Source organism: uncultured Cohaesibacter sp. (genome assembly GCF_963556055.3).
GTDB lineage: Bacteria > Pseudomonadota > Alphaproteobacteria > Rhizobiales > Cohaesibacteraceae > Cohaesibacter.
Genome location: NZ_CAUVYE020000031.1, coordinates 245,689 through 272,658, shown reverse-complemented (window position 1 = coordinate 272,658; position 26,970 = coordinate 245,689). Strand labels below are relative to the sequence as shown.

Sequence of the window (26,970 nt, the reverse complement as noted above, 5' to 3'; positions counted from 1 at the left end):
GCGCAATAGTAGAGCCTGCCGGAAGGCGAGAGAAGCGAGGATATTTCAATCCCTCATGAGATTTGTTTATGTCCGCTTGCAGGCGGGGAGCCTCTCCAAGCCCTATCCGATCTGGCTGTTCATCTTTTTCTTGGCAGCCAAGGCCTCGCGCATCACCCAGGTTCGGAAGGTCTGCAAATTCGGATTGGCGCGTTTGGCTTGCGGATAGACAAAATAGTAACTGCCATTGGAGGGTGTCAGTTGTTTGTCGAGCATGACAAGCTCCCCGCTTGCCAGTTCCTCTTCGGCCAGAAGGCGGGGCATCACTGCGATGCCCATTTTGGCGGCCGCAGCGCGGACGACCATGTGAAAATGCTCAAATCGCGGACCAACATGGGGATTGGGATGATGCAGGCCCTTCTGGCTGAACCAGTGCGACCATAGCGAAGGCCTTGAGGAGGCCTGAAGAAGGGGATGAGTGAGCAGCAGCTCCTGGAGGCTCGTCTGTTTCAGTTCCTCGAGCAAACCGGGATGGCCCAATGGCGCGATATATTCGGGCATCAATTCATCGGTCAGGGCATTTGGCCAGGCACCTTCTCCAAAATGGAAGGCTGCGTCGATTTCCTGACCCGCGAAATCGAAGGGCTCAACCTTGGTGATGATCTGGATCATCACCTCGGGATGGGCTGTGGTGAATTTGGTAAGGCGCGGGACAAGCCAACGCGCGGCCAGGGTGGGCAGGCAGGCAATGGTCAGCTCTCCCCCCTGTCCCCTGTAGGCAAGCAATTCAAGGGTGGCTGTCTCTATATCCTGCAATTTGGTGCGGATCTTGTGAGCATAGATGGCGCCGGATTCGGTGAGAACCAGCCCCGTACCGGTTCTCTCGAACAACCGCAATCCCAACAGATCTTCCATGCTTCGCATTTGTCTTGATATGGCGCTTTGAGTGACGCCAAGTTCGCTGGCCGCTTTTGTGAAGCTCAGATGCCGGGCCGCTGCTTCAAAGGCGCGCAGGGCGGACAGAGAGGGAAGATAATTCAGCATGGCATGCGTTTTTGTTATGGTGATTTCTGTTCGGATCTGGTGATGACTGTAATTTTTCTCATCAATTTCGGTAAAAATCAAAAGAAAGTCTAAGAATTTCTCGCTGATTCAGAATTTTCCTGTGGTTATGTCATTCGAAAAGGTCATGCACTTTTCTGCTTGCTACTATTTTTGTAGCGTGCTAGTGTTCGTTTGCTACAATTTTTGTAGCAAACATATATTGTTTGCCTTTTGCATAAGGAGCAGAACGATGCCCGTCATTACAATGACACTGGGAGCCGATCAGATTGATCAACAGCAGAAAAATGCATTCATTAAACAGATAACCGCATCCGCCGCAGAAATTACGCGCATTCCAGAGAAGTCCTTCATTGTTTTCATAGAACAACTGGATGCAGACAATATCGGTATTGGCGGTCTCTCGCTGGCTGAAAAGCTGCGCGGATAATCTGACCTCATCTGGCGATCTGGTTGTTTCTTTTTCTTTCATTCTATAATGTGGAGATCCTTACCGGATCGAGGATGGAAGACATGGCAATACCACGCCCAGGAAAACCCGTCCGGGGCTCCCAGAGAGGGGCTCCGGTCATGGCTGCTTTTGATTTGCTCGGGCGTCGATGGGCCATGGGCATCATCTGGAACCTGAGCAAGGGACCAGCCACCTTTCGCTCTCTGCAAGAGCAGTGCGAAACCATTTCTCCTTCCATCCTGAACAGCCGAACCAAAGACCTGAGGGAAGCCGGTCTGATCGAGAAGACCGATGAAGGCTATGCCCTTACCGAATTGGGGAGGGATCTTTTCTCGCTGCTGGAACCGGTGGCAGAATGGTCCTTGCGATGGGCCAGTGAACTTGATCCCGAGGCAGGGCCGGCAATTTGCAAATCAAGAGAATAGGCTTGCTTTTTGGCGTGGCAGCCGCCTTTTTTATCCCTATATTATATTCATTGGTTCCTATGGCATTTTCGCCTATTGCTATTGAAGGAAATGCGGAAAAGAGCTAGTTAAACAAATATAACTTTGGTACGCTTCTTTTTGGGTGCCAGCAGGACAGGTGGGAAATCATGAGACTGACACAGCAGGCCAATTATTCCGTTCGTATCTTGATGTATTGTGCGGCCAAGAAAGAAGAATTTGCAAAAGTCAGTGAAATCGCACGTGTTTACGGGATATCGGAATATCACCTGTTCAAAATTCTGCCCATTCTTGTTTCCAATGGCTTTATTACGACTCATCGCGGGCGCAATGGCGGATTGAAACTGGCCAAGGACACATCCGAGATCACGCTGGGTCAGATCATCCGGGCGGCTGAGGAGAATTTCCATCTGGCAGACTGCTTTGACGAAGGCAGCTACGATTGCCCCTTGCTGTCGATGTGTGATTTCAATGCTGCGCTCAATGATGCGCTCGAATCCTTCCTCACGGCGCTGGACAAATATACCTTGGCAGATCTCACGGCCAGGGAAGGGGATATGCGTAACCTGCTTCATATCGAAGGAGCAAAGACCGCTTGAATTCGGTCACCTGATGGTGTCCAATGACCTTTATGCTGCCCCCTGCTTGTGTCGCCTCCCCTTTGTTCGGGAGAATGATGCGGCTTATTGTAGCGATACACCTGGCGTGTGATCCTGTATATGCGAAAGCGTAGCCTAACTGACTGACGATGATCATGTTGCTGGAAATGCAAGGAAATACGCAATGATCGAAACTCATGCCCATGACAATGAAGATTGTGTTGATCGGGTTGTGGGTGAAGCGGTGTCGCTGTGTGCTGAGAAGGGGGTGCGTCTCACCGAGCAGCGCAAATCCGTGCTGAAGGTTCTTGCTTCGAGCCATGTTCCTGCCAGCGCCTATGATATTCTCAATCAGCTCAACAGGGAGCGCAAGGAGCAGGGCGAGAGCATGCTGGCTCCCGTTTCGGTCTATCGTGCGCTCGATTTCCTCATTCAGCATGGCATAATCCATCGGATTGAAAGCCGGAATGCCTATATTGCTTGTAGCGAGAGCCATACGCCTCATGGCGAGGCAACCATTTTCCTGCTTTGCGAGAAATGCGGGCGTGCTGATGAGTTTCAGTCAGAAAGCCTCGGCGGAATGATCGAGGCCATCGCCTCGGCAGCCTCGTTCAAGCCGAATGAACCGGTCATGGAAATTCGCGGCCTTTGTGCAGATTGCCGGAAAATCGAGGATGAGAGCCGAAAGTCAGTTGAGAATTGAGTTTCACAGGTCCTGTTCCAGATCCGATCTTTCAGACAATGGGGCATAGAAATCTTCTCGGCTTGAACAGTCCTGTTCGATTTGCGATATAGCTGTTGGTTCGTCTGATCCTGCCGGGTGCCCCCCGGTTTGGCCCTTCTTTTTCGATCGGGAAAGTGAGAATCCATGTCTCAACCTTCTGTCACTGCGATGCCCATGCTCACCTCGCCATTGCCCAGAAAAATAACCCACGCGGTCAAGGTCGGATCTGTGACCGTTGGTGGTGGTGCACCCATCGTGGTGCAGTCGATGACCAATACCGATACCGCAGATGTCGATAGCACGGTGGCGCAGGTGGCCGCTTTGCACAAGGCAGGGTCGGAGCTGGTGCGGATTACGGTTGACCGGGATGAATCTGCAAAGGCAGTGCCGCACATCAAGGAGCGGCTGTTGCGATTGGGGATCGAGGTTCCGCTGGTTGGCGACTTTCACTATATCGGCCACAAGCTTCTGAGCGAGAATCCCGCTTGCGCCGAAGCGCTTGACAAATATCGGATCAATCCGGGCAATGTGGGCTTCAAGGATCGGCGAGACAAGCAATTCTCGACGCTGATCGAATTGGCCAACCGATATGACAAGCCGGTCCGGATCGGGGTTAACTGGGGATCGTTGGATCAGGACTTGCTGACCCGGCTGATGGACGAGAATTCCGCCAGTGATGATCCGATGCCCGCACAAAAAGTCATGCATGAGGCCATTATCCAGTCGGCACTTCTGTCTGCCGGACGCGCCGAGGAATTGGGTATGGGGGCGGACAAGATCATTCTTTCCGCCAAGGTATCTCAGGTTCAGGATCTCATCGCGGTTAATGTCGAATTGGCTCGACGGTCAGACTATGCGCTCCATCTTGGTCTCACCGAGGCCGGCATGGGAACCAAGGGCATTGTGGCCTCTGCTGCTTCCATGGGCATGGTGCTGCAACAGGGTATCGGCGACACCATTCGGGTGTCCCTGACGCCTGAGCCGGGTGGAGACCGTACCCGTGAAGTTCAGGTCGCCCAGGAGCTTTTGCAGTCGATGGGCTTTCGTTCTTTCATTCCTATCGTTGCGGCTTGTCCGGGGTGTGGACGCACGACCTCGACGGTATTTCAGGAGCTTGCTCAGGCGATCCAGACCGATATTCGGGACAATATGCCTCTATGGCGAGAGAAATATCCCGGCGTCGAAGCGCTCAACGTGGCTGTGATGGGCTGTATCGTCAACGGTCCGGGAGAATCCAAGCATGCCGATATTGGCATATCCCTGCCCGGAACAGGGGAAACACCCGCAGCCCCGGTCTTCATCGATGGCGAGAAAGCGGCAACCTTGCGGGGTGAGAATATTGCCGCCGAATTTCACAATATGGTTCTTGATTATATCGAGAAGCGGTTCGGGAATGGGGGCGCCTGACGGGCACCCCTTGTGCTTTGCAAGTTCGGTCAGCTTTTTCGGGTGGCGATGAACCGGGCCGTGGCTGACAGAATGTCGGCCTTGCTGCCAAAGACGGTCAGCACGGATTCCGCTTCAGCGATCAACTGGTTGAGCTCGTCCCTTGTCGCGTCGATGCCATGCAGGCTGACAAGTGTCGCCTTTTCGGCCTTTGCGTCCTTGCCCGCTGTCTTGCCCAGTTGCTCGGAGGTCGCGGTAACATCAAGCAGGTCATCTGCAAGCTGAAAGGCAAGGCCGATGCAGGTACCGAAGCGGGCAACTGCGGCTCTCTCCTTGGCATTGGCTTCGGCGAGCATAGCCCCCGCTTCGCACGCAAACCGCAACAGGGCACCGGTTTTCATCTGCTCCATCTGTCTGATTTCGCCTTCGGTCCTGTTTCGGCCTTCGCCTTCGATGTCCAGACACTGGCCACCAGCCATTCCGCCGATACCGGCATTTTGTGCAAGGCCTCTGATCAGTTCGGTTCTTACCTCAGCACGATAGTGCGTTTTCTCATCGGCCATGATGTCGAAGGCCAGAGTGAGCAGGCTATCGCCGGCAAGGATGGCGGTTGCTTCATCAAAAGCGACATGGACGGTCGGCTTCCCCCGTCGCAATTCGTCGTCATCCATTGCAGGAAGGTCGTCATGGATCAGGCTGTAGCTGTGGACACATTCAAGAGCACAGGCTGCTCTGAGGACGCCGGGATGCTCATATCCCAGCATTCTGGCCGTCTCGATCATCAGGAAAGGCCTGATCCGCTTGCCTCCGTTCAAAACACCGTGGCGCATGGCATCGAGCAGTTTTTGCGGGCGATACTGCTCGGCGCCCCTTGGCTCGTCAGTCAGGAATTTGTTCAGCTTTTCGGCTACGTCTTCAGCGCATGCTTTGAGACGCGTCTCAACGGTTTGTGCAGGGGGGACGGTGCGCGACATCATTGCCAAAACCCTTAAAATTCAGCTTTCCAGTTCGACGTGGAGGCTTTTTTGCAGATTGCCGCCTAAGATCAGATGCAAAACGTCATTGAAAAATCTTCCGGCTACCAGAGTCTGTTGTAACTGTTGCTCTGGGCTAAAACAATAGAAGAGCCATTACAACTTGTGTCAAATATGGGCTTTAAATCCAGCTTTACAATATGTGAGATTTGACAAGTGGTGGCGCTGTTTCTGGCTGTGGCTCTTGTGAAAGAGCGATTTATCGAGAGGCTTTCACCTCTGACCAGCTGATTATCTGTTCCTGCTTAAGGATAAGGTGAATTTGCGGGCCGGTATCGTGTCTTGGGTCCGTTTTGGGCTTGAATGTTAACCGGTTCCAGTTTAAAACGCGCAAATCCGCTCGCACTGTTCAGCGAATTCGTAAAAAAGCGGTCTTTTTTGAAAGATTGCTCTGGTCAAGTGCGGTTTGGTTCTGTATAAGGCCCGCAATCTCTTCAATTAGAGTTGTTTCCACGGCGGGGTTGCGCCCCGGACAGTGGCTTATTGACGACGGAGTTTTGACCATGGCTGTGCCAAAAAGTAAAGTGACCCGTATGAAGCGTGGCTTCCGCCGCTCTGCGGATGCACTCAAACAGTCGGTCTATGTCGAAGACAAGGATTCTGGCGAACTGCGCCGTCCTCATCATATCGACCTGAAGACCGGCATGTATCGTGGTCGTCAGATCCTGGAGCCGAAAGACTAATTTCTTTGGTTCATGACGATGAAATTCAAAAGGTCGGACTTGTCCGGCCTTTTTTTATGCTCAATTTTATGAAAGAAATAGAGAGGCACATTGGCGCGCCAGGGGGACGGATCGGGAATGCTGCTTTTGTTAATGGCCGGTCATATCCCTATGCTGTTTTTCAGGCAATGTGTTTGAGTCATCGAGATTGCACGGAGACACGCAATGCTTTTTAACATTCCTCTACTGATTGCTCCGCTGATTGTTTATAATATTTTTGCCTTCGGCTGGTTTGGAAATGAAATCACCCAAGCCGGTTTCGAGCCGATTATCAATATTCCAATGGTCTCGGGGCAAACCTGCATGCTGACCCTTGGTGATCTGATGATCATCGCGGCGCTGATTCTGCTCTTCGTCGAAATCATCAAGGCAACCCGGACCAGTGTCGGGTCCATTGTCGATCATATTCTCTCGACGATTCTGTTCATCATCTATCTGATCGAGTTTCTGCTGGTCGGTCGGGCTGCGACGTCTGTCTTCTTCATTCTGATGTTCATATCGTTGATAGACGTTATTGCAGGCTACTCGGTGACCATTCGCGGGGCTCGCCGTGATGTATCTTTTGGTCACGGGCCTCAGTGATTATCGATAGGGTGACGTCAGACAGAGGCCCATAGGTGACGGGCCCTGTCTTTTGCTGCTGCTTGTGATGTCCCATCCTGTCGGGAGGGTGGAGATGTTTCGTGCTGTTGTCGGTGTTTCATTCTGAAACAAAGCGACACTGAAATGAAAAAAGCGGTCCATTTGGAGATGGGCCGCTTTTGTTGTCTTCGGACGGGTCGGCGACAGCTGCGTTAACAGGTGTGTCGCTCATGGTCGCCGGGCTGTTTCTAGATGATGTTTTTCTGCTGAGGCATCTCGGAAACGGATTGTGGACGGCGGCGAGCCTGACCATAGGCACGGGCAGCTTCCCGCGGGCTCTTTGTGGCCGTGTGGCGCCTGTGGCTGCGGTAAAGCTCGTTGGCCAGGATTTGCGCCTGGATGTATGCCTGCTGATTGGAGGCATATTGCAAGGCTTGCGGGATCACCGGCTGTTCCATCTGCTCCGTGCGATCTTTTGCCTTGTCTGGCTGCGGCACACTGTTGCCCAGCAACTGTTGGAAATGTTGATTCCGGCCAGCGGTATAATCGTGTAAAGACACAATTTTCAAGCCCGACATCGTTTATCTTCCCTGTTAACTGTCTCATTTTGAGACGTGTTTTTGTTTTTTGGCCTGTTTAGGGGAAGGATTTGCAATTTCCGAGCCAGACGTTAACACTTCGTTAATAACTTGGTTAACGCAAATGATGTGTGTGATGGAATAAATTTGGCAAAAATTAACCGCGATGGACCCATTATGACTCTGGGTATTTCTGATGTCCCCGGCTTGCCGATGTTCGATCCTAAAAGGGGACAGGGCGAGCTGGCCGAGGCATGGACCGGCAACAAGATTGGGTTACGGACTGAAGATGGCAGACAATGCGCGGGATATTCTTACTTCGATCGGTGAAGTGGTCTATGAGTGGCACGCCAGCGGGGATCGGCTGCGTTGGAGCAATAACGCCTTTGATGTGCTGCAAACCGACATTATCAGCGTCTTTCCAAGCGGCAAGGCCTACACGGATTTTATCACGCCAGATACGCTGACCTCGCGTTATCGCTCCATATTCGGCTCAGGCAAAAGCGATGAAGGGCAAGGGGTTCCGTTCGAGTGCATCTATTGTCTGGCCCCGCTTGGATTCGAGAACGAGCTTCGGTTGTGGGTCGAGGAGAATGGACGATGGTTCGCTGGCGAGGATGGCCGCGCCGAGCGCGTTCATGGTGTCGTTCGGGTTGTCAATGAACAGCAGCATCGTGAGCAGCGGTTGCGCTTCCTGTCGCAGTTTGATGAGCTGACCGGTCTTTTCAATCGCTCCATCTTTTTTGACCAGTTGCAGCAAACGCTTGATGAGGTTGCAGGGGCTGGCAAGCATGCCTGTTTCATTGTTGCTCACATCGACAATTTCCGTATCGTGAATGAGGCATACGGGTTTGATGTCGCCGATCAGGTGGTCAAGGAAATTGCCAAGCGGATCTCGCGGCGTCTGCGTGACGGGGATCTGGTGGGTCGGATTTCAGGTACCAAATTCGGTCTGTTGATCAACAATTGCTCCGAGAAGGAAATGGAAGCGGCAGCCGAGCGCTTTCTCGATGCCGCCCGTGAAGAGCTGATCATCACGGATGCTGGTCCGGTTCACGTGACCCTGTCCATGGGTGGGGTTTATCTCGGCGAAGAGGTCAGGGATCTCAGGACTGCGGAAATCTGTGCTCTTGATGCGCTCGACCATGCCACCCATCACAATCGGGGTACCTTCAGATCGTTCCACGCCAAACCGTTTGCACTGGAAGAGCGGCAGAAGAAAATCCGGATGGCTGACGAAGTGATCACTGCTCTCAACGAGCGACGGATTGAGCTTGCCTTTCAGCCGATCGTTGAGGCAAAGAGCGGTGATGTCGTTTTGCACGAAGTGCTTGTGCGCATCGATGATCGGGATGGTGCTCCTATTCCGGCCGTGGAATTCATCGATTTTGCCGAGCAGTTGGGGCTGGCCGCCATGCTTGATCATCGCATTCTGGAAATGACGCTTGATCTGCTCTTTACCTATTCAGATGCCCGGCTCAGCATCAATGTTTCACCGGAAATCGGCACGGACAAGGAATGGATGGCCTATTTGCGGGCACGCATTGCGAATTTCCCGGATGTTGCCGAACGTTTGATGATCGAGATTTCCGAAGCAGCCATTCTGGACAATCTTTCTGTTGCTACCGATTTTGTGGCGTCTCTGCACGAGTTGGGAGCAAAAGTCGCTATTGACGATTTCGGGGCAGGCCACACATCGTTCCAGAATCTCAAACAGGTCAAGGCTGACATGGTGAAGATTGCCGGATCTCTCATGCTGGATATAGCCCAGAATAGTCAAAATCGAGCGATTGTGCGGATGTTTGCCGAGCTTGCCAAGGAACTTGGCTTTGATGTGGTTGCAAAATGGGTCGTCAGTTCCGAGATTGTCGATGTCTTGTCACCACTGGATGTCACCTATCTTCAGGGGTTTCATTTTGGCGAGCCCAGCAAGCAGTTGCCCTTTGGTGATGAAAGCGAAATGGTCAGCGTGAACTGATCCCGTGCGATCTAGCCGCGATTGCTCTTGTCGACCAATTCGGTGATTTTTCTTTGCATGTCTGCAATCTGATCCTTTAGGACGTCAAGTTCGCTTGACTTTGGTGCTTCAGGTTCTGGCTGTGGCTGCTTTTTGGGTTGTGTCGTGCCAAAGGGCATGAACATTTTCATCGCATTTTCGAACAGCTCGGAATTGCGCTGCACCTGTTCTTCCATGGCCTCAAACGCCTTGGCACCAAAGGATTGCTCCATCTGGTCGCGCAATTGTTCCTGATCCTTGGCCAGATTCTGCATGGTGAATTCAAGGTAGCTTGGCACCAGGCTTTGCATCGAATCGCCATAGAAACGGATAAGCTGGCGCAGGAACGTTATGGGCAGAAGATTCTGGCCTCGGTTTTCATGTTCAAAAATAATCTGGGTCAGGACAGAGCGGGTAATATCTTCACCGCTTTTCGCATCGAACACGACAAAATCTTCGCCCGCCTTGACCATCTCTGAAAGATCTTCGAGCGTCACATAGGTGCTGGTCCCTGTGTTATATAGTCGGCGGTTGGCGTATTTTTTGATGACAGTTTGATCCGATTGCGTTTTCATGTTCAGTGCCTCTTGAAAAGGGTCAGACTGGTCAGGGATTGGTATAGAGTTGGTGCTAGCACATCTATAGCTTAAATTGTTCATGCTGCATTGCCAATAGTGAGCCACCTATCCTTTTTGCAAGTGCAAAAATGCAAATTTTGTTCTGTTTCGACTGTAAGGGCTTCATTGGTCTTTCAGATTAGGCCCATGGCGTAATTGACTCATCCCCAACTTCTAAACGATTTTCAAGGCACCAGCGTCGGTCTGAGGAGCCAAATGCCCTGCTTTTTTTGCGATGCAGCAGAGAAGGGCTATCTGGGATGCCGGTGCTGGTGACAGAGAGTGGACTATCGAAAGGCACTTTGCTCTTTCGGTTGATGAATACAGGCGTGGAACGGGAGACGTTTCGGACAGTGTCTTGCAGAGGGCCGAACAGGTGGCGAGAGATCTTTGCCGTACTGCGGAGGGTCACGGGTCTTGAAGGCGAGCGAAAACGGGTAAGCGCAGATCGGCCTGATCGGGAAAGAGACAGGGATCGCGACTTGCCAGAGGGGAGAAAGAGCATGTCCAAAGTTGCCGTTGTTACGGGAGGGACAAGAGGAATAGGTGAGGCCATTTCACTGGCTCTGAAGGAAGCGGGCTTTATCGTGGCCGCCAATTATGCGGGCAATGACGAAAGCGCCAATGCCTTCACCGAGCGCACTGGCATCAAGGCCTACAAATGGGATGTCGGCAACGCCGAAGCCTGCAATGCGGGTTTGCGGCAGGTGGAGCAGGATCTCGGAATTATCGATATCGTGGTGAATAACGCCGGTATTACGCGCGATAGCATGATGCACAAGATGGAGGTTGATCAATGGCATGAAGTCATCAATGTCAATCTCAATTCCATGTATTACATGATCAAGCCTGTGCTTGATGAAATGCGCGCCCGGTGTCATGGCCGGATCATCAACATCTCGTCGATCAATGGCCAGAAAGGTCAGATGGGTCAGGTGAACTATTCAGCAGCCAAGGCCGGTGTCATCGGCTTCACCAAGGCTTTGGCTCAGGAAGTGGCCCGCAAGGGGATTACCGTCAACTGCATTTGTCCGGGCTATATCGACACGGATATGGTGTCCGCAGTCCCGGAAAAAGTGCTTGAAAGCATCGTTGCCAACATTCCGGTCGGGCGGCTTGGTCAGGCCGAAGAGATCGCCGCAATGGTTGCCTTTCTTGCTTCGGATCATGCCGGGTTCATTACCGGTTCGGTGGTGACGATGAATGGCGGGCAATATATGGCAAATGGCTAAAATATAGCCATTTCGAGAAAAGCCTTTGATAACAAACCGCAGGAGCTTTCCTTCTGCGGTTTTTGTGTATTTGTAGGAAAGCCTTTACAAATTTGTCCGGATGCGAGTTTCCATGTCAAAACGATTGCTTGCCACGCTTGTTGGATTCACTGCAATTCTAATGTGGTCTCTTTTGGCCCTTTTTACGGTCCTGAGCGGCGAGGTGCCACCCTTCCAGCTAACCGCGATGTCTTTTCTGGTCGGGGGGCTGGTTGGTCTTGTAAGCTGGATTCGCAGACCAAGCGCCATCAGGGTTTTGAAACAGCCATGGACCGTTTGGGCCTTGGGGGTGTTCGGAATCTTTGGCTATCATGCGGCCTATTATACCGCACTTCGGCTATCGCCGCCTGTAGAGGCGGGGTTGGTCAATTATCTCTGGCCGCTGTTGATCGTGGTTCTTTCGTCGCTGCTTCCCGGCGAGCGGCTTCGCTGGTTCCATGCCCTTGGGGCTCTTCTGGGATTGGCAGGTGCCATTCTGGTGGTGACAAAGGGGCGCTCGATTTCCATCGATCCGCGCTATATCTCGGGCTATGGTGCTGCGCTTTTCGGTGCCTTTTTCTGGGCTGGCTATTCGGTGCTGTCGCGGCGCTTTGCCAATGTATCCACCGATATCGTTGTCGGTTTCTGTTTCGTTGCCATGCTTTTGAGTATTGGTGCGCATCTCGTCTTCGAAACAACGGTTTGGCCGGAAAATCTCACTCAATGGCTGGCGACCATCGGTCTGGGGCTGGGGCCCGCAGGCGGAGCTTTCTATGTCTGGGACTATGGCGTCAAGCATGGTGACATTCAGGTGCTGGGAGCGGCAGCCTATGCCGCCCCACTGCTCTCGACAGGCGTGCTCATCCTGGGTGGTGTCGCCGATTTCACCCTTGTTATTGGGCTCGCTGCTCTTCTCATCACGCTTGGGGCCGTGCTGGCCTCCAAGGATCTGTTCTTTCGCTCCAAATCCTAATTTTTGCGAAATGATCGCACGATCGGGGCCATGGCGAGGGAGATGAGAAAGATCAGGAAGGCTCCCAGGACGATGGAGGGGCCGGGATTGGAATCCCACACAAGCGAAATGTTGAGGCCAAGAATGGTCGAACAACAGGCGGCGAGTGCGGCAAGCAGCGCCATGCTCTCCGGGCTGCGGGCAAATTGGCGGGCCGCCGCTGCTGGAATGATCAGCAGGGATGTGATCAGCAATGCACCGATCAACTTCATGGCTACGGCGATGACAAGCGCAATCAGCAGAATGAAGATGAGATTGGCTCTCTTTATCGGCATGCCTTCGGCTGCGGCAATGTCATGGCTGACGGTTGACGCAAGCAGTGTGCGCCAATTGAAAAAGAGCAGGAGCAGCACGATCGCACCACCACTCCATATGAGTGTCAGGTCGCCTTTGTTGATCGAGAGGATGTCGCCGAACAATAGTGACATCACATCGACGCGCAGCCAGGTCATGAAGCTGAGGGCGATGAGCCCGATAGCGAGGGAAGCGTGAGAAAGTATGCCGAGCAGCGTATCGCTCGAGAGCCGGTCCAGCTTCTCAAGGCCATAAAGAGCCAGGGCTATGACAATGGAAATGCTGAAAACGCCCCAGAATGGCATCAGATTGAGCATCAGGCTCAGCGCGATTCCGAGCAGCGCAGCGTGGGACATGGTGTCGCCAAAATAGGCCATGCGCCGCCAGACGATGAAGCAGCCGAGGGGGCCTGAAACCAGCGCGATGCCGACGCCCCCTATCATGGCGCGCATGAAAAAATCATCCAGCATGATGAGATTCCTTTTTCTCGTCATGGTGATGATGGTCGCAGGCTTCCTCATGGATGTGGTCATGCGGCTCGCCATTTTCCGGGAAATGGCCGTGTCTGTGGCCATAGGGAGCCATGGTCTGAAGACCTTTCGTGCCAAACAGTCGTTGATAATCCGGGCTCTGCTCCACATGAGTGGGCTGGCCGGAGCAGCAGACATGGGTATTGAGGCAAATGACACGGTTTGATGCGCGCATCACCATGTGCAGATCATGAGAGACAAGAAGAATGCCGCACCGATATTTGCCGCGGATGCTCTCAATCAACTGGTAGAGCGAGATCTCTCCGATATAGTCCACGCCTTGCACCGGCTCATCAAGCACCAGCAATTCGGGTTTGCGGATGAGGGCGCGAGCCAAGAGCACCCTTTGCATTTCACCACCCGAAAGCGTGTGGATCGTATCATGGAGCTTGTGGTCCACACCGGTTTCTTCCAGAGCGGCGATGATCTCGGCTTTGCTGTAGGTGCCCGTCAGTGTCATCAGACGGTGAACCGAGAGCGGCAGGGTTCGGTCTATCGACAGCTTCTGCGGCACATAGCCTATATTGAGGTCGTTGGCGCGCTGAACCTTGCCGCTGGTGATCGTGCGCAGACCGAGCAGGGCTTTGAGCAAAGTTGTCTTGCCGCCGCCATTGGGTCCGATGACGGTGACAATCTCGCCCGAACTGACAGATATCGAAACATTGTCGAGCAGGACCTTGCCATCGCTGTGCACAGAGATGCCGGTGCCGGAAATGAGGGAATTGCTTGTGGTCACGCGTGTGCTGTCTCTTAGGAGGAGAAGAGAGAAGGAATGTTATAATATAACATTTTTTCTCAAGCTCAAGGGTCAATCCTTTCATAACACAAAAAAGGGCCTCAAGCGGCCCTTTTTCTTAACATTTCTGTTTTGCTGTGCACGCTAAACGTCAAACGACACGCCTTGCGCGAGTGGCAGCTGAGCTGAATAATTGATTGTGTTGGTGGCGCGGCGCATGTAGCCTTTCCATGCATCGGATCCGGATTCACGTCCACCGCCGGTCTCTTTTTCGCCGCCGAATGCACCGCCGATTTCGGCACCTGATGGGCCGATATTGACGTTGCAAATGCCGCAGTCAGACCCGGCTGCGCTCATGAAGGTTTCAGCTTCGCGCATATCGAGAGTGAAAATGCAGGATGACAAGCCTTGCGGGACGTCGTTATGCAACTTCAGGGCTTCGTCGAAATCCTTGTATGTCATGACATACAGGATTGGGGCAAAGGTTTCGGTCTTCACCACTTCGGTCTGGGCAGGCATTTCGGCAATGGCTGGACGGACATAATAACCGCCATCGCATTCTTTGACGTCGGTCCTTTCGCCACCGGTGACTGTACCACCTTCGGCTTTGGCATGTGCAAGCGATGTCTGCATCATGTCGAAGGCGGCTTTGTCAATGAGCGGACCCACCAGGGTGCCTGCATCGAGGGGTGTTCCGACCGGCAGAGAGGCATAGGCCTTTTTCAACTGTGGAACCAGCGTGTCCGCAACGCTTTCATGGACGATGAGGCGGCGCAGGGACGTGCAACGCTGGCCTGCCGTGCCAACGGCTGAGAAGCAGATTGCGCGCACAGCCATATCGAGATCTGCGCTTGGTGCGACGATCATGGCGTTGTTGCCACCCAGTTCAAGGATGGACCGGCCAAAGCGGGCCGCAACTCTGGGGCCTACGGCCTTGCCCATGCGGGTGGATCCGGTTGCCGAAATGATCGGTACGAGTGGATTGTCGACCAGAGCTTCACCGACAGCGGGGCCACCGATGATCAGTTGGTGCAGGCCTTCGGGCGCTGCATCGAAACTGGCGATTACCTTTTCAAGAATTGCATCGCAGGCAAGGGCGGTCAGAGGTGTCTTTTCCGATGGTTTCCAGACAACGGCATCACCCGCGACAAGCGCAAGGCAGGTGTTCCACGACCAGACGGCGACGGGGAAGTTGAACGCTGAGATGACCCCGCAGACGCCCATCGGATGCCAGGTTTCCATCATGCGGTGACCTGGGCGTTCCGATGCGATGGTCTTGCCATAAAGCTGGCGTGACTGTCCGACGGCAAAATCGCAGATATCGATCATTTCCTGAACTTCACCAAGGCCTTCGGAAAGGATTTTGCCCGCTTCAATCGAGACGAGCTTGCCCAGAGCTTCCTTGTGTTTGCGCAATTCTTCGCCCAAGAGGCGAACCAGTTCGCCGCGGACAGGGGCAGGAACAACCCGCCAGCTCTGAAAGGCTTCGTGCGCCAGTTCGACGGCCTTGTTCATGTCTTCAGGTGTTTTCTCGGCGACTTCGCCGATCAGCGAGCCATCAATCGGGCTGCTCACTTTTATGGTTCCGGAAAGTCGGGACGCCTCAACGCCCATTGCTTCAAGCAAAGTTTTGGTTTCCGTGGCGAGAGAAGAGCTCATCTATGGGATCTCCAGTGAAAGTGATTGTAAAGAGCTATTCGCGCGATCTTTGCATCAGGGACCTGTTGCGACCTTTGTTATGGGTCGGTTGTCCTGATCCTTCTGGTGGGCAAGAAGCTTGAAAAAGGCTCCGATGGATCAACCGGGAGGAGTTGTCCACCTTTAAGATATTGTTTTTTATGACAGACTTGTTGATGTCGACTTTTAGTATAATTATCGAGTGCCTTTTTATATAGAGGGGTGTTATTGTGGTTTTCGCAAACTGCTGGATAGTTCTGATAAATTGCCGGGAATTTTTGGTAATGTATCAAATTGCCACTAGTGCGAAATGAAAAATCATGAATAAGTGAGCAATTGAAATGACCGCGGTGGCATATGTCCGAAAATTCGGTGGGCATTGTTTTTGGTTTATCAATTTGAAGAGGATTGCTTGATGCGAAGAGCGCTTGATGAACTGGATCGAAAGCTTATCAGGCTGTTGCAAGCTGATGCGCGGCTTTCAACGTCTGAAATTGGTCGCAAACTTGATGTTGCGCGTTCGACGGTTCACGAGCGGATTGAGCGGCTCAAGCGTGAGGGTGTGATCGACGGATTTACAGTGCTGCTGAACAGCGATCCCCTTGAAACGCTCAATCGGGCCATCGTTTTTGTCGAAATCGATCCGAAAATGCAAGCCTCCGTCGTGGGGAAGCTGGAAGACTATCCGGAAATTTCTTCCTGTTTCACGGTGAATGGTGCCTTTGATCTGGCGCTGATCGTCGAGATGCCGCAGCTGGAAGATCTTGATGTTCTGCTCGATGAAATAGGGGAAATTCAGGGTGTCGTGCGGACGATGACCAACATCATTCTGGCCAAGAAATTTGATCGTCGGCATACCTTGATCAACGAAACCGCCAAAAAGCTGTTTGGAAGCGAGCCGTTCTAGTCTCGGTTTCGGTCATGTTGACGAATGCGCCTGGTCCGGATGGACGGGGGCTAGGCGTTATCCTTGCGCTTGCGAATTTCGGCAAAGACTTCCCAGTCTTCTGCTTCTGCCATGCCCAAAGCCTCTTTCACTTCTCCTTCGTGGGCGCGAACGAAACTGTTTGTTGATAGCTCATCCAGAATGGTTGTTGGTATCGTGGGCAGGCCCTTTTGTCTCAGCGCCTTTATTTCTTCAACCCGCTGTTGGAGTGCCTGATTGTCAGGCTCGATTGTCAGGCAGAAATCGCCGTTGGCTTGGGTATATTCATGGCCACAAAAGACTGTGGTTTCAGCGGGTAGCTTTGCCAATTTGTCGACCGAAAACCACATATCCCTGAGGGTGCCCTCAAAAACACGACCACAGCCCATGGCAAAGAGCGTGTCACCGGTGAAGGCCAATTCCGCCTCCGGTAGCCAATAGCTGATATGGTCCAGCGTGTGTCCGGGCGTCGCCAGACAATAGATTTTCTGCCCGCCAAACCGGATTTCGTCACCATCGGCAACGCCCTGATCAATCGAGGGGATCTTGTCGAGGCTCAGGGCCGGGCCGATGACGTGAGCACCGCTTGCCTGTTTGATATCGTCAAGCCCATCAACATGATCGAAATGGTGGTGGGTGACCAGAATATGGGTGAGGGACCAACCTGTTTCCTCAAGTGCTTGTCGGATCGCCGTGGCTTCGGGAGCATCGACCAGCAACGTCACATTCTCTTCCGGGTCATGTGCCAGAACAGCGTAATTGTCTGAACGACAGGGGATGAGTTTTGTTAAAAGAGGATGCTGAGCCATGTTTCAACTCTCCAATGGCAGGTTACCCGGTGTCGCAAACACATTGGCATGTTTCACGAACAAGATCCATAGGCTGGCGTGACTTGGCACCGCTTGCAAGCTCACAAATATTTGAAATCTGGATGCCCTTGCCGATCGCTTCGTTTTTTTTACATCTTGGAATCCCCCCCGTGAGATGCCACATTAACGATGTGAAGATATCATTTGCTCGCTCTCTCTTTCTGTTCGGGATGGGATCACCAACATATGTTTCTTGATGTTCTCGATCTGCGTAATTTCTATTCCCAGCCTCTGGGCCGCGTGACCGCTCACTATATCAATCAGCGTATCCGCGGGCTTTGGCCGAATGTGAAGGGACTGAGCATTCTGGGGGTCGGTTATCCTCCGCCCTATCTTCGCGGTATGCGCAACGGGGCCGATCGCACTCTCGCCTTCATGCCGTCGCGACAGGGGGCTGTCTACTGGCCGTCGAACGGATCTTCCCTCACCGCTCTTGTCGAATGCAATCAACTCCCCCTGGCCGACGCCAGCATTGATCGCATCGTTCTTGTGCATATGCTGGAACTGGTGGACAATCCGGCGGAGCATTTGCGCGAGATCTGGAGGGTTTTGACCCCGGGTGGGCGTTTGCTGATCGTTGTGCCGAACCGTCGGGGGGTCTGGGCGCGGCTTGAGCATTCGCCTTTTGCCTATGGACGCCCCTTTTCGAGAGGGCAGCTCACGCATCTGCTGCGCGATACCATGTTTACCCCCACACGCTGGAATGATGGCCTTTTTTTCGCGCCTTTCAAGCGGGAACGTTTTTTCGGTTCGGCTCATTTGTGGGAACGCGTCGGGGCTCAGTTCTGGCCAGCCTTTTCAGGTGTCCTCATTGTGGAGGCGACGAAATTGATGGCTCAAGGCCTTGTCACCAAAGAGAGCCAGATGGTCAAGGCAAGCTTCCGCCCGGTCTTCCTGCCAGTTCCAAACCTGCCCGCATCGGTGCATCATTATTCTTCGCGCTTCCCGGCAGAAGAGCGGGCCGGTGAAGGAGACCTGTTTTTGAACTCGTAGCGATCTTCCCGATCTGGCGTGGCCCTTGTTCGCTCAGTCCTTGCGGCGAAGAAGGAAGATTGCCTGTTCGGCAAAAAGATTCCAGAACCACCATGGAGCACTGAAGGAAATCCGCTCTCCATTGCCCTGAAGGCCGTGCGCTTTTTCGATTTTGGCTTCGGTTTCCCCGCACAGATTGACAAAGTCGCGGACGGTGCAGAAGTGGATGTTGGGCGTATCATACCAGCTATATGGGAGATAGTCGTTCACGGGCATGGTACCGCGCAAGAGCAGGTCTGTGCGGACGCGCCAGTGCCCGAAATTCGGAAAGGATACGATTGCCCTGCGGCCAATGCGCAAAAGATGCTCCAGAACCATCTTTGGGTTGCGCGTGGCCTGGATCGTCTGGCTGAGGATGACATAATCAAAGCTGTCGTCCGGGTAATAGATCAGATCCTCATCCGCGTCTCCCTGGATGACGGAGAGACCACGGGCCACGCATTTGTTGACCCCTTTTTGCGATAGCTCGATGCCGCGTCCCCTGACATCTCGTGTGTCTCGCAGCAGCTCCAGCAGAGCGCCATCATCGCTGCCAACATCAAGGATCTTGGTGCCCGGCTCGATCATGTCGGCGACCAGTTCGAAATCGATGCGCGTATTGTCGGCGCGGCCTCCGACGATCAAGGGCTTTTTCGTCATGTTTTTCACGCACCTGTCTCCTTGTTGTCCCTGGCGGCTTTCGACAGCTCAAGCTCCCGGTCTGCGGAATGCAGAAAACCGTTGATCGCATCGAAAAACTCCGGTTCCTCGAGCAGGAAGGCGTCGTGTCCCTTGTCGCTTTCGATTTCGACAAAGCTGACGGAGGCTCCCGCTGCATTCAGAGCATGGACGATGTGGCGGCTGGCGGCGGTCGGGAAATGCCAGTCTGAGGTGAAGGAGACCACGCAGAAGCGTGTCTCGGTATTCATGAAGGCCTTTGCCAACTGGCCGTTGTGATCGGCCGCAAGGTCGAAATAGTCCATGGCTCGGGTGACATAGAGATAGGAGTTGGCATCGAAGCGATCAACAAAGGTCATGCCCTGATGGTGCAGATAGCTTTCGATCTGAAATTCGGCGTCAAAGGAAAAGGCCTTTTCATCGCTATTTTGCAGGGCCCGGCCAAACTTGCTCTGAAGTGACTGTTCTGACATGTAGGTGACGTGAGCAGCCATGCGCGCAACGGACAGGCCTTTTCGTGGCGTTACTCCATGGTCATGATAGCGCCCGCGTTGCCATTCCGGATCGGCCATGACTGCCTGACGCCCTACTTCATAAAAGGCGATATTCTGTGATGAATGATGAGAGGCGGTTGCAATGAGAATTGCGGTGTTGACGCGTGAGGAATACTCCGCCGCCCACTGCATGGCTTGCATGCCGCCCATGGACCCGCCAATGACGCTGAAAAGCGTGTCGATACCGAGATGGTCGATCAGCATGACTTGTGCCCGGACCATGTCCGGAACCGTGATGACCGGTAGATCAAGGCCATAGACTTTCCCGGTTTGCGGATTGATGGAAGCCGGACCCGTGGAGCCTGAACAGCCTCCCAGAACATTGGAGCAGATGACGAAATAGCGATTTGTGTCAATCGGCTTGCCCGGTCCGATCATTGTCGACCACCAACCCATCTTGCCTGTGACCGGAGATGGGGAGGCGGCATACTGATCACCCGTCAAGGCGTGAAAGACCAGAATGGCATTGCTGCGATCCTCATTCAGTGTTCCGTAGGTTTCATAGGCAATGGAAAAGGGGCTGAGCTCGACACCGGCATCCAGCATCAGTGGCTTGTCGGGGCCAAAGGTCACGCTCTTGCTGCTCGGGGACTGGGCCTCTTTCAAGGCACTGACTTCCCGACCCTCATGACCGTGAGCCGGGGTGTCGCTATCGGTCGGGATGTTCATTTTGCATTTCCTCCAAGGGGGCAGATCGCGCGTTCATGCAACGTAGCTAGGAAGCATGGGGGTACAAGTCAAATCTTTTCTTTGCGTTTAAGATTTCTGCCTTTATGAATATTATCCAAATCTTTGGATATTATTCGATTAATGATCGGCGGTTTTTCCAGATTTCAACCAGGTTGAGCAGGCATGCCGCCGGTTTCTGTCGAAAGACCGTAAAGCAAGACGAGACCAGAATGAGCAAGTCCCCTGAAGGTGTGGATGAAAGCAACGCACCAACCCTTGATGAATTGCGCCAGAAGATCGACCGGATCGATCAATCCATCCATAACAATCTGATCGAGCGCAGTGAGATCATCGAAGCCCTGATTGCTGTCAAGCGCACCGACAAACCCGGTGCCGCGTTCAGGCCTGGACGCGAGATGAACATGATGCGCCGCCTGGTCAGCCGCCACAGAGGGATCTTGCCGATCACTACGGTTGAACATATCTGGCGCGAGATCATTGCCACTTTCACGCACATGCAAGCCCCTTTCAGTGTCGTTGTGGCACCTGGATCCGAATTGCGCGATGTCGCCCGCTTCTATTTCGGCTTTACGGTCGGTTTCGCCGAGGGAGAAAGCGCTGTCGACGTCATTGAACAGGTTCATGAGGGAAATGGATCTGTGCTGGGTGTCGTCGATAATCACAGGCAGGCGGAAAGTGCCTGGTGGATTCCGCTGTCCATGCAGGGCGTTCAGGTCATCGCCCGGCTTCCGGTGATCAATCAGGTGGATCGTCCGGCGGCGCTGGATGCCTTTGTGCTATCCATGCCATTGATGGATACGAGCGTGCCGGATATGCGTCTCGTTGCCTTGTCTGCGCCGTCCTCCGAAGGCGTTCAGTCTTCCGTTGAAGCGATTGGTGGCCAACTGGTTTCCTGCGTCATGCAGGAGGGACATTGCGAATGCCTTGCCGCCGTTCCTTTCTCGGTTGCCGATGTTGCAGTCGAAAAGCTGACGCGGCTCGCTGACAATCCGATGATCATACGCGGCACTGTCGGCGGTTTCTGGTCTCCGGTTTCTTTGTCCGCGGCCGAATAGAGATGCTTCGTTCGGCGGATTGATGCCTGATGCGACAGGCGAGCCCCGTTTTTTGCCTGTACAGACAGCTTTTTGCTTGAATGGTTCGGGAGCTTGGCTGTAATACTCGCCGGGTGGTACAAGAACAAGAAACTCCAGGAGTGGTCAGATGTCCAGTGACGGACAAGCCTTGAGACCTCAGCCTCGCGAAGGGTTGATGAATATTCCCCTCTATATTCCCGGCAAAGCGGAAATCGATGGGGCAGCGCCTATTCATAAGCTGTCCTCCAACGAAACGCCTCTGGGAGCCAGTGCAAAGGCAGTGGATGCCTATCGGCAGTTGGCGGGGAATCTGGAGCTCTACCCGGACGGTGGCAGTGCCTTGTTGCGTGAGGCCATCGGTGAAGTTCACGGGCTGCACCCTGATCGCATTCTGTGTGGGGCCGGATCGGATGAAATCCTGTCGCTATTGTCCTATGCCTTCATGGAAAGAGGCGATGAGGCGATCTATTCCGAACACGGTTTCTCCTATTATCCGATTGTTATCATGGCCGCAGGGGCGACGCCTGTTGTTGCCAGGGAAAGCAATCTGACCACCGATGTCGATGCTATTCTTGCGGCGGTCACCGAGCGGACCAAGATGGTCTTCATCGCCAATCCGAATAATCCGACCGGGACTTATCTTCCTTCTTCGGAAATTCGCCGTTTGCATGCGGGGTTGCCGGGAAATGTCATTCTGGTGCTTGATGCAGCCTATGCGGAGTATGTGACCCGGAGCGATTACGAAACGGGAATCGAGCTTGCTGCGACCAGCGAGAATGTCGTGATGACACGCACATTTTCCAAGATTTACGGCCTGGCCAATCTCCGGCTCGGCTGGTGCTATGCGCCAACAGCGATCCTGGAAGCGCTCTATCGACTCAAGGAACCGTTCAATGTGACCGGCGCGACACAGGCCGCCGGGGTTGCCGCTATTCGGGATCAGGATTTTGTCAGGGCCGCTGTTGCGCATAATACCGAGTGGCTTCCCAAAGTGAGCGAAGCGCTTGAAGCGCTGGGTCTCAGAGTAACGCCAAGCGTTGGTAACTTCATTCTCATTCATTTCCTTGATGAGCCGGGCAAAAGCGCCGCTGAGGCCGATGCCTATCTGCTGAAAAGGGGATGTGTCTTGCGACAGGTCGGCGCCTATGGATTGCCCAATGCGCTCAGAATGACAATCGGTTCTGCCGAGGCATGCGAGACGGTTGTGGGGCATCTCGCCAAATTCCTGAAGGGAGAGGCGTGATGACAGACTTCTTGTTCAAGCGGATGACCTTGATTGGCATCGGCCTTCTTGGATCGTCTATTTCGCTTGCTGCCCGGCAGAAGGGTCTTGTCGAGCATATTGCCGTCCATACCCGCTCGTCAGAGACGTTGGCACGAGCGGAAGAATTGGGACTTGGTGACAGTTATCACAGTGATCTGGGTGAGAGCGTCGAAGGTTCTGATTTCGTCATCGTCTGCACGCCTGTCGGTGTGTGCGAAGCCGTGGCCAAGTCAATCGCTCCTCATCTGGCAAAGGGGGCGATCATCTCCGATGTCGGCTCCGTGAAAGGTTCCGTCATTCAGCAGATGCAGCCTCATCTGCCTGACTATGTGGAATTTGTTCCCGGACATCCGATTGCTGGGACCGAGCAGTCCGGGCCTGATGCGGGCTTTGCCGAGTTGTTCGTCAATCGCTGGTGCATTCTCACACCACCAAAGGGAACTGATCCGGCTGCGGTTGATCGTGTTGAAGAATTCTGGACGGCGCTTGGCTCCAATGTCGAGCGGATGGATGCACACCATCATGACAATGTGCTTGCCATCACCTCTCACCTTCCTCATCTCATCGCCTACAATATCGTTGGTACTGCATCTGATCTGGAGATCGTCACCAATTCGGAAGTGATCAAGTATTCTGCCGGTGGTTTCAGGGACTTTACCCGCATTGCTGCGTCAGACCCGACCATGTGGCGGGATGTCTTCTTGCACAACAAGGAAGCTGCGCTTGAAATGCTGGGGCGGTTTACCGAAGACCTGACGGCCTTGCAGCGGGCCATTCGCTGGGGTGATGGAGATGCCTTGTTTGACCTTTTCTCCCGGACTCGCTCGATTCGTCGCAGCATTATTGATGCCGGACAGGAGATCGAAGCGTCTGACTTCGGGCGTCATCTCAAGGAAGGGGAAACCCATGCAGCCAAACTTGCCAGTGATGATCACGAGCATACCGGCAGTTAGCGCCTGACCGGTTTGATCGGCGTTGCCATCAAACAGGATGGTGGCCGATAAGAGATGATATTGAGCCTGTCGCGAACCCGGAAATGGGGGCGGCGGGCTTTCTTTTTAGCGGATGGCTGGCAGAGATCCCAGAGGCAGCATGCCGGCCTTGATCTTGCCCTTGACGATGCTGATTGCTATTTCCGAACCCACAAGATTGCCTTCCTGAACCGGTTTTCCCATCAACTGGATTGCGGTAAGCAGGCCATCATAGTTGTCGCGCTTGGCTGGCGCGGCCTGGCTTTGGGTCAGTTGCATATCGTCCATTGAGGGATTGAGTATCCGAAGGATCATGGTGCCGTTGGCCATGCCTTTTTCATCAATGGAAAGGGCCCCGTCAAGTTTGAGCGTCTTTCGACCAATTTCGAGCCAGCCTTTGACATCCTTCAGCTCTCCAGACTGCTCCAACCAGATGCGGACCGGGTTGCCGCTGAGCTGGGCGATGGCGTCCACTCCATTGGCCGCAGTCAAGGACAGCTCACCTGTTACGACGGGGATCTGGCCCATCGAAAGCTCGCTTGCTGCAAAGGACAGATTGAGATCCTGTTCATGGTCCGGTTTTGGCTGCACCCTGATCGTCAATTCCTTTGCGGTCATGTCGCCGGTAAACTGCTTTAGCTTCTCATCACTTGGCTTCAAGGTTGCGTCTTGCGCCCGGAAAGAGATCTGCCTGACGAGTTTGAAGGGATCGAGATGGACAAGGCCGCTGATGTCGCTGGCTGAAATGTCCAGACCTTGATCCAGTTGGGCGTGCTTGAAGTGAATGTTCGGAGCCGTCTTGATATAGGCGAGGTGAGGGGTGTAGACGTGCCAATCCGTTTCCGCGTTGGTTCCCTCGACAATCAGGCCCGTTCTCGGGTCGCTGAGGCGATAAGAGGAACATCCAACGGATAGACTGAACGGATAGCCGCCGACCTCTCGGTCCGCACAGGTCAGAAGAGACTGGTCGCGGATTTGAAGCGAGACGATGCGATCAGCTGCCTTGTTGGCAACCGTAAAACCGGCATACCAGGCAGCGGACCACAGCGCGAACAGAACCAGCAGGCTGGTTACGAGAAGGGTGTATTTTCTCTTGCGGGGGGTTTTCTGCTTTTCTTCGTCGAATCTTGTTCGCGGGTCGAGTTGTGGCTCGAAATGATCTGACTCATCTTGCATTGGACGCTCGCTCTGTTGCAAATGCCGACCGAGATTGTTATCTGAGTTCCCTTGTCGCTTGTTCTTATGACGCAATCAAGGCGTTATCCACTCTAAAGCCGGTCTTTTTGATTGGGCATGAATATTTCGGAATGTTGCAGTATGTCTGATCTCTGGGTTTTTGGTTATGGCTCACTCATGTGGCGTCCGGGTTTTGACTTCGTCGAGGCACGTATCGGGACGCTTGATGGCTATCATCGTGCTTTGTGTGTTTATTCCTATGTTCATCGCGGGACGGTGGAACATCCGGGGCTGGTCATGGGGCTGAGCGAGGGTGGATCCTGTCAGGGTATGGTGTTTCGCGTGCCACATGGTCAAAGGGGTGCCGTGATCGACTATCTGCGTGCTCGTGAACAGGTAACGTCTGTCTATCTGGAAGACTATGTCCCTGTTCGGCTCAGAAGGCGACCCGAAGAGCAAGAGGATGCGGTGGTAAGTGCCGTCACATATATTGCCGACACACAACACGAGCAATTTGCGGGAAAATTGTCGCTTGAGGAGCAATGTCAAATTGTGCTGGGTAGTTCCGGGCAGGCAGGGCCCAATATCGACTATGTCCTGAACACGGTCGACCATCTGGAGGAGATCCAGATCAGGGATGACGATCTGACTTCGCTGGCCAATCGGCTCAGGCAGGTGAAGGGCTAACTCTTGGCCATATCTGGCTCGAGATATATGAATTGGCTGGATCGCTCAGGCTATCAGGCGCTCAGGCTACAGGCTTCCCGTCCGGCTCCCGCTACACCGGATAGATCGGCGATCACTTCCTGACGCTCCTGAGGGCTTCCGGATAGCAGGTGGACGTACGCTGTCAGAAATTCGACTGCTTCGGGTTCAAGATGTTGAAGTGTCATGGGAGAAAGATCGGAAATTTCTCCAACCCATTCCAGATCGGGCTGCTGCCCTGTTTCCTTTTCTGTCGCCAGAAGCAGAACACAATCGGAAAAGCTTGCAATATCGTCTTTTGAAATCTGCGTGAAAATATGACGCGTACCGTTCGCGCTCTGCCAATAGCAGAACCGATTGGTCAAACTGTCGATGGAAAAATCCCCGATTGGCCTTGATATCATTTCAAATTCCCACAACTAAGTACTTTCCCGGCATGAACAAATATAGAACAATTTTGCGAACTTTGCAAGTCCTACAACATTAGGTAGCTCGAATTCTGAGAAATACAATATATGGATTTCCAATTCGTTAACTTTAACTTGCTTCCTGAGAACCGACGGCTCGCTGAGCCTCGGAAATAAGCCGATTTGACTGCGATTCTATCGTGTTACTCAACTGTTCAAAAAATTTATCCATGGGTAAACCTGGCTCAATCGGAGGCAGAATTTCGATGATGATCTTGCCTGAACGGCGAATCGGGGAGTCCTTGGGCCAGAATAATCCCGTGTTTAGTGCCACAGGATAGCACCGGACATTGAGGCCCTTATAGAGAAGGCTGACCCCTGACTTATAATCCGGGGGGGCTCCCACAGGGCGCCGCGTGCCTTCCGGAAAGATGATCAATTGGCGTGTGTCCTGCGTCATCTTCTCCTTTGTCTTCTTCTGCATGGATTTGAGGGCAGCAAGCCCTGAATTGCGATCAACCGGTATCATGCCTGCTTTTGCCAGGCCCCAACCGAACAACGGGATATGCAGCAACTCGCGCTTGAAAATGAACAGGGGATCGTCAACCACCGGCAACAAGGCAAAGGTTTCGAACGCGCTCATATGCTTTGCGGCCAATATGCAATTTTCGTGAGAGCGCAGATGCTCACGGCCCCTGATCTCGAAGCTCCCGCCCATGATGATTGTATAAAGATGGGAGCAGATTGTTCCCCAATGCTTTGCGATCACAATAATGAAACGGCGGGGAAGAGGCATTGTAAAGAGGGTGACGATCAGCGTGAGTGTCGTGACGAAATAGAAGGCTATGATAAATAGCACTGATCGGAAAAGCTGCATCTGAAAGGGCTCACTGAGATTGAAGGCCAGTCTCATTTATCGATGAAAGCAGCAAGCCTGTCCAGAGTTTCGGCAGGCATTTTCGCGAGAATGGC

At 53.4% G+C, this 26,970-nt stretch carries 29 protein-coding genes; 16 read left to right on the top strand and 13 right to left on the bottom strand.

Features of this window, described 5'->3' with window-relative positions:
- Positions 1 to 102: 102 nt before the first annotated feature.
- On the bottom strand, positions 103 to 1,023 hold the full coding sequence (gene gcvA / locus ACHZB8_RS20735) for a transcriptional regulator GcvA (protein WP_316863101.1): 921 nt from the start codon (positions 1,021 to 1,023) through the stop codon (positions 103 to 105).
- Positions 1,024 to 1,273: 250 nt separating this feature from the next.
- Here gcvA and ACHZB8_RS20730 point away from each other — a divergent pair, with 250 nt between their 5' ends.
- The 5 genes from ACHZB8_RS20730 (at position 1,274) to ispG (ending at position 4,665) form a co-directional block, all read left to right on the top strand.
- Complete coding sequence (locus ACHZB8_RS20730) at positions 1,274 to 1,471, top strand: tautomerase family protein (RefSeq protein WP_316863100.1); 198 nt, start codon at positions 1,274 to 1,276, stop codon at positions 1,469 to 1,471.
- A gap of 83 nt (positions 1,472 to 1,554) precedes the next feature.
- Positions 1,555 to 1,917 (top strand): helix-turn-helix domain-containing protein, encoded by a 363-nt coding sequence (locus tag ACHZB8_RS20725; RefSeq protein WP_316863099.1) that lies wholly within the window; start codon positions 1,555 to 1,557, stop codon positions 1,915 to 1,917.
- 167 nt (positions 1,918 to 2,084) lie between these two features.
- Positions 2,085 to 2,534 (top strand): Rrf2 family transcriptional regulator, encoded by a 450-nt coding sequence (locus ACHZB8_RS20720; protein WP_316863097.1) that lies wholly within the window; start codon positions 2,085 to 2,087, stop codon positions 2,532 to 2,534.
- Positions 2,535 to 2,718: 184 nt separating this feature from the next.
- Positions 2,719 to 3,237 carry a Fur family transcriptional regulator gene (locus tag ACHZB8_RS20715; protein WP_316863095.1) on the top strand — a complete coding sequence of 173 codons (519 nt, stop codon included), beginning with the start codon at positions 2,719 to 2,721 and terminating at the stop codon, positions 3,235 to 3,237.
- Between the two features lie 189 nt (positions 3,238 to 3,426).
- A complete protein-coding gene (gene ispG, locus ACHZB8_RS20710; RefSeq protein ID WP_394706241.1) occupies positions 3,427 to 4,665 on the top strand; it encodes a flavodoxin-dependent (E)-4-hydroxy-3-methylbut-2-enyl-diphosphate synthase in 1,239 nt (412 codons plus the stop codon).
- A gap of 29 nt (positions 4,666 to 4,694) precedes the next feature.
- Here the strand turns inward: ispG and ACHZB8_RS20705 are convergent, their stop codons facing one another.
- Positions 4,695 to 5,618, bottom strand: coding sequence for a polyprenyl synthetase family protein (locus tag ACHZB8_RS20705; RefSeq protein WP_394706240.1), 924 nt, complete (start codon positions 5,616 to 5,618; stop codon positions 4,695 to 4,697).
- A 563-nt stretch (positions 5,619 to 6,181) separates the two neighbouring features.
- Here ACHZB8_RS20705 and rpmF point away from each other — a divergent pair.
- Both rpmF and ACHZB8_RS20695 read left to right on the top strand, forming a co-directional pair.
- Positions 6,182 to 6,361 carry a 50S ribosomal protein L32 gene (gene rpmF / locus ACHZB8_RS20700; RefSeq protein WP_119306424.1) on the top strand — a complete coding sequence of 60 codons (180 nt, stop codon included), beginning with the start codon at positions 6,182 to 6,184 and terminating at the stop codon, positions 6,359 to 6,361.
- A gap of 204 nt (positions 6,362 to 6,565) precedes the next feature.
- Positions 6,566 to 6,982 carry a hypothetical protein gene (locus tag ACHZB8_RS20695; protein WP_316863090.1) on the top strand — a complete coding sequence of 139 codons (417 nt, stop codon included), beginning with the start codon at positions 6,566 to 6,568 and terminating at the stop codon, positions 6,980 to 6,982.
- A 248-nt stretch (positions 6,983 to 7,230) separates the two neighbouring features.
- Here ACHZB8_RS20695 and ACHZB8_RS20690 read toward each other — a convergent pair whose 3' ends face one another.
- The gene (locus tag ACHZB8_RS20690; RefSeq protein ID WP_316863089.1) at positions 7,231 to 7,560 is read right to left on the bottom strand and encodes a hypothetical protein; all 330 of its coding nucleotides are present in this window, start codon (positions 7,558 to 7,560) and stop codon (positions 7,231 to 7,233) included.
- Positions 7,561 to 7,849: 289 nt separating this feature from the next.
- Here ACHZB8_RS20690 and ACHZB8_RS20685 point away from each other — a divergent pair, with 289 nt between their 5' ends.
- Entirely contained in the window at positions 7,850 to 9,538 is a 1,689-nt protein-coding gene (locus tag ACHZB8_RS20685; RefSeq protein WP_316863088.1) for a GGDEF and EAL domain-containing protein, read from the top strand.
- Positions 9,539 to 9,549: 11 nt separating this feature from the next.
- On the opposite strand, the gene phaR is transcribed toward ACHZB8_RS20685, so the two are convergent.
- Positions 9,550 to 10,131 (bottom strand): polyhydroxyalkanoate synthesis repressor PhaR, encoded by a 582-nt coding sequence (phaR, locus tag ACHZB8_RS20680; protein WP_316863087.1) that lies wholly within the window; start codon positions 10,129 to 10,131, stop codon positions 9,550 to 9,552.
- Positions 10,132 to 10,676: 545 nt separating this feature from the next.
- Here phaR and phbB point away from each other — a divergent pair.
- Both phbB and ACHZB8_RS20670 read left to right on the top strand, forming a co-directional pair.
- Positions 10,677 to 11,405 carry an acetoacetyl-CoA reductase gene (gene phbB / locus ACHZB8_RS20675; RefSeq protein ID WP_316863086.1) on the top strand — a complete coding sequence of 243 codons (729 nt, stop codon included), beginning with the start codon at positions 10,677 to 10,679 and terminating at the stop codon, positions 11,403 to 11,405.
- Between the two features lie 112 nt (positions 11,406 to 11,517).
- Positions 11,518 to 12,396 carry an EamA family transporter gene (locus ACHZB8_RS20670; RefSeq protein ID WP_316863085.1) on the top strand — a complete coding sequence of 293 codons (879 nt, stop codon included), beginning with the start codon at positions 11,518 to 11,520 and terminating at the stop codon, positions 12,394 to 12,396.
- Here ACHZB8_RS20670 and ACHZB8_RS20665 read toward each other — a convergent pair.
- From ACHZB8_RS20665 to ACHZB8_RS20655, 3 genes are all read right to left on the bottom strand, one after another.
- Positions 12,393 to 13,199, bottom strand: a complete 807-nt coding sequence (locus ACHZB8_RS20665) for a metal ABC transporter permease (protein WP_316863083.1) — start codon at positions 13,197 to 13,199, stop codon at positions 12,393 to 12,395. The two genes, ACHZB8_RS20670 and ACHZB8_RS20665, sit on opposite strands and share 4 nt — an antisense overlap.
- Positions 13,189 to 13,995, bottom strand: coding sequence for a metal ABC transporter ATP-binding protein (locus ACHZB8_RS20660; protein ID WP_316863082.1), 807 nt, complete (start codon positions 13,993 to 13,995; stop codon positions 13,189 to 13,191). The genes ACHZB8_RS20665 and ACHZB8_RS20660 overlap by 11 nt, the downstream gene beginning before the upstream one ends.
- A 144-nt stretch (positions 13,996 to 14,139) precedes the next feature.
- Positions 14,140 to 15,654, bottom strand: a complete 1,515-nt coding sequence (locus ACHZB8_RS20655) for an aldehyde dehydrogenase family protein (protein ID WP_316863081.1) — start codon at positions 15,652 to 15,654, stop codon at positions 14,140 to 14,142.
- A gap of 433 nt (positions 15,655 to 16,087) precedes the next feature.
- On the opposite strand from ACHZB8_RS20655, the gene ACHZB8_RS20650 reads away from it, so the two are divergent.
- The gene (locus tag ACHZB8_RS20650) at positions 16,088 to 16,579 is read left to right on the top strand and encodes an Lrp/AsnC family transcriptional regulator (protein ID WP_316863079.1); all 492 of its coding nucleotides are present in this window, start codon (positions 16,088 to 16,090) and stop codon (positions 16,577 to 16,579) included.
- Positions 16,580 to 16,629: 50 nt separating this feature from the next.
- Here the strand turns inward: ACHZB8_RS20650 and gloB are convergent, their stop codons facing one another.
- Entirely contained in the window at positions 16,630 to 17,406 is a 777-nt protein-coding gene (gene gloB / locus ACHZB8_RS20645) for a hydroxyacylglutathione hydrolase (protein ID WP_316863078.1), read from the bottom strand.
- A 246-nt stretch (positions 17,407 to 17,652) separates the two neighbouring features.
- Here gloB and ACHZB8_RS20640 point away from each other — a divergent pair, with 246 nt between their 5' ends.
- A complete protein-coding gene (locus ACHZB8_RS20640; protein WP_316863076.1) occupies positions 17,653 to 18,459 on the top strand; it encodes a class I SAM-dependent methyltransferase in 807 nt (268 codons plus the stop codon).
- 33 nt (positions 18,460 to 18,492) lie between these two features.
- On the opposite strand, the gene metW is transcribed toward ACHZB8_RS20640, so the two are convergent.
- Together metW and ACHZB8_RS20630 are read right to left on the bottom strand one after the other, a co-directional pair.
- A complete protein-coding gene (gene metW / locus ACHZB8_RS20635) occupies positions 18,493 to 19,137 on the bottom strand; it encodes a methionine biosynthesis protein MetW (RefSeq protein ID WP_316863384.1) in 645 nt (214 codons plus the stop codon).
- 5 nt (positions 19,138 to 19,142) lie between these two features.
- Positions 19,143 to 20,378, bottom strand: coding sequence for a homoserine O-acetyltransferase (locus ACHZB8_RS20630; RefSeq protein ID WP_316863074.1), 1,236 nt, complete (start codon positions 20,376 to 20,378; stop codon positions 19,143 to 19,145).
- Between the two features lie 230 nt (positions 20,379 to 20,608).
- On the opposite strand from ACHZB8_RS20630, the gene ACHZB8_RS20625 reads away from it, so the two are divergent.
- The 3 genes from ACHZB8_RS20625 to ACHZB8_RS20615 all read left to right on the top strand — a co-directional run bounded on the left by ACHZB8_RS20625 (position 20,609) and on the right by ACHZB8_RS20615 (position 23,692).
- Complete coding sequence (locus ACHZB8_RS20625; protein WP_316863073.1) at positions 20,609 to 21,454, top strand: chorismate mutase; 846 nt, start codon at positions 20,609 to 20,611, stop codon at positions 21,452 to 21,454.
- Positions 21,455 to 21,602: 148 nt separating this feature from the next.
- Positions 21,603 to 22,718 (top strand): histidinol-phosphate transaminase, encoded by a 1,116-nt coding sequence (locus ACHZB8_RS20620; protein ID WP_316863071.1) that lies wholly within the window; start codon positions 21,603 to 21,605, stop codon positions 22,716 to 22,718.
- Entirely contained in the window at positions 22,718 to 23,692 is a 975-nt protein-coding gene (locus tag ACHZB8_RS20615) for a prephenate/arogenate dehydrogenase family protein (protein WP_316863070.1), read from the top strand. Before ACHZB8_RS20620 ends, ACHZB8_RS20615 begins: the two co-directional genes overlap by 1 nt.
- Positions 23,693 to 23,797: 105 nt before the next feature.
- Here ACHZB8_RS20615 and ACHZB8_RS20610 read toward each other — a convergent pair whose 3' ends face one another.
- Positions 23,798 to 24,886, bottom strand: a complete 1,089-nt coding sequence (locus ACHZB8_RS20610) for a DUF2125 domain-containing protein (RefSeq protein ID WP_316863069.1) — start codon at positions 24,884 to 24,886, stop codon at positions 23,798 to 23,800.
- 141 nt (positions 24,887 to 25,027) lie between these two features.
- Here ACHZB8_RS20610 and ACHZB8_RS20605 point away from each other — a divergent pair, with 141 nt between their 5' ends.
- Positions 25,028 to 25,573 (top strand): gamma-glutamylcyclotransferase, encoded by a 546-nt coding sequence (locus ACHZB8_RS20605; protein ID WP_316863068.1) that lies wholly within the window; start codon positions 25,028 to 25,030, stop codon positions 25,571 to 25,573.
- Positions 25,574 to 25,626: 53 nt separating this feature from the next.
- Here the strand turns inward: ACHZB8_RS20605 and ACHZB8_RS20600 are convergent, their stop codons facing one another.
- Both ACHZB8_RS20600 and ACHZB8_RS20595 read right to left on the bottom strand, forming a co-directional pair.
- Positions 25,627 to 25,995 carry a hypothetical protein gene (locus tag ACHZB8_RS20600; RefSeq protein ID WP_316863067.1) on the bottom strand — a complete coding sequence of 123 codons (369 nt, stop codon included), beginning with the start codon at positions 25,993 to 25,995 and terminating at the stop codon, positions 25,627 to 25,629.
- Between the two features lie 133 nt (positions 25,996 to 26,128).
- On the bottom strand, positions 26,129 to 26,875 hold the full coding sequence (locus tag ACHZB8_RS20595) for a lysophospholipid acyltransferase family protein (protein WP_316863066.1): 747 nt from the start codon (positions 26,873 to 26,875) through the stop codon (positions 26,129 to 26,131).
- Between the last annotated feature and the right edge of the window lie 95 nt (positions 26,876 to 26,970).

Coding starts and splice junctions, on each gene's coding strand:
- gcvA (WP_316863101.1), bottom strand. CDS start 1,023: ATGCTGAATTATCTTCCCTCTCTGTCCGCCCTGCGCGCCTTTGAAGCA.
- ACHZB8_RS20730 (WP_316863100.1), top strand. CDS start 1,274: ATGCCCGTCATTACAATGACACTGGGAGCCGATCAGATTGATCAACAG.
- ACHZB8_RS20725 (WP_316863099.1), top strand. CDS start 1,555: ATGGCAATACCACGCCCAGGAAAACCCGTCCGGGGCTCCCAGAGAGGG.
- ACHZB8_RS20720 (WP_316863097.1), top strand. CDS start 2,085: ATGAGACTGACACAGCAGGCCAATTATTCCGTTCGTATCTTGATGTAT.
- ACHZB8_RS20715 (WP_316863095.1), top strand. CDS start 2,719: ATGATCGAAACTCATGCCCATGACAATGAAGATTGTGTTGATCGGGTT.
- ispG (WP_394706241.1), top strand. CDS start 3,427: ATGCCCATGCTCACCTCGCCATTGCCCAGAAAAATAACCCACGCGGTC.
- ACHZB8_RS20705 (WP_394706240.1), bottom strand. CDS start 5,618: ATGTCGCGCACCGTCCCCCCTGCACAAACCGTTGAGACGCGTCTCAAA.
- rpmF (WP_119306424.1), top strand. CDS start 6,182: ATGGCTGTGCCAAAAAGTAAAGTGACCCGTATGAAGCGTGGCTTCCGC.
- ACHZB8_RS20695 (WP_316863090.1), top strand. CDS start 6,566: ATGCTTTTTAACATTCCTCTACTGATTGCTCCGCTGATTGTTTATAAT.
- ACHZB8_RS20690 (WP_316863089.1), bottom strand. CDS start 7,560: ATGTCGGGCTTGAAAATTGTGTCTTTACACGATTATACCGCTGGCCGG.
- ACHZB8_RS20685 (WP_316863088.1), top strand. CDS start 7,850: ATGGCAGACAATGCGCGGGATATTCTTACTTCGATCGGTGAAGTGGTC.
- phaR (WP_316863087.1), bottom strand. CDS start 10,131: ATGAAAACGCAATCGGATCAAACTGTCATCAAAAAATACGCCAACCGC.
- phbB (WP_316863086.1), top strand. CDS start 10,677: ATGTCCAAAGTTGCCGTTGTTACGGGAGGGACAAGAGGAATAGGTGAG.
- ACHZB8_RS20670 (WP_316863085.1), top strand. CDS start 11,518: ATGTCAAAACGATTGCTTGCCACGCTTGTTGGATTCACTGCAATTCTA.
- ACHZB8_RS20665 (WP_316863083.1), bottom strand. CDS start 13,199: ATGCTGGATGATTTTTTCATGCGCGCCATGATAGGGGGCGTCGGCATC.
- ACHZB8_RS20655 (WP_316863081.1), bottom strand. CDS start 15,654: ATGAGCTCTTCTCTCGCCACGGAAACCAAAACTTTGCTTGAAGCAATG.
- ACHZB8_RS20650 (WP_316863079.1), top strand. CDS start 16,088: ATGCGAAGAGCGCTTGATGAACTGGATCGAAAGCTTATCAGGCTGTTG.
- gloB (WP_316863078.1), bottom strand. CDS start 17,406: ATGGCTCAGCATCCTCTTTTAACAAAACTCATCCCCTGTCGTTCAGAC.
- ACHZB8_RS20640 (WP_316863076.1), top strand. CDS start 17,653: ATGTTTCTTGATGTTCTCGATCTGCGTAATTTCTATTCCCAGCCTCTG.
- metW (WP_316863384.1), bottom strand. CDS start 19,137: ATGACGAAAAAGCCCTTGATCGTCGGAGGCCGCGCCGACAATACGCGC.
- ACHZB8_RS20630 (WP_316863074.1), bottom strand. CDS start 20,378: ATGAACATCCCGACCGATAGCGACACCCCGGCTCACGGTCATGAGGGT.
- ACHZB8_RS20625 (WP_316863073.1), top strand. CDS start 20,609: ATGAGCAAGTCCCCTGAAGGTGTGGATGAAAGCAACGCACCAACCCTT.
- ACHZB8_RS20620 (WP_316863071.1), top strand. CDS start 21,603: ATGTCCAGTGACGGACAAGCCTTGAGACCTCAGCCTCGCGAAGGGTTG.
- ACHZB8_RS20615 (WP_316863070.1), top strand. CDS start 22,718: ATGACAGACTTCTTGTTCAAGCGGATGACCTTGATTGGCATCGGCCTT.
- ACHZB8_RS20610 (WP_316863069.1), bottom strand. CDS start 24,886: ATGCAAGATGAGTCAGATCATTTCGAGCCACAACTCGACCCGCGAACA.
- ACHZB8_RS20605 (WP_316863068.1), top strand. CDS start 25,028: ATGTCTGATCTCTGGGTTTTTGGTTATGGCTCACTCATGTGGCGTCCG.
- ACHZB8_RS20600 (WP_316863067.1), bottom strand. CDS start 25,995: ATGATATCAAGGCCAATCGGGGATTTTTCCATCGACAGTTTGACCAAT.
- ACHZB8_RS20595 (WP_316863066.1), bottom strand. CDS start 26,875: ATGCAGCTTTTCCGATCAGTGCTATTTATCATAGCCTTCTATTTCGTC.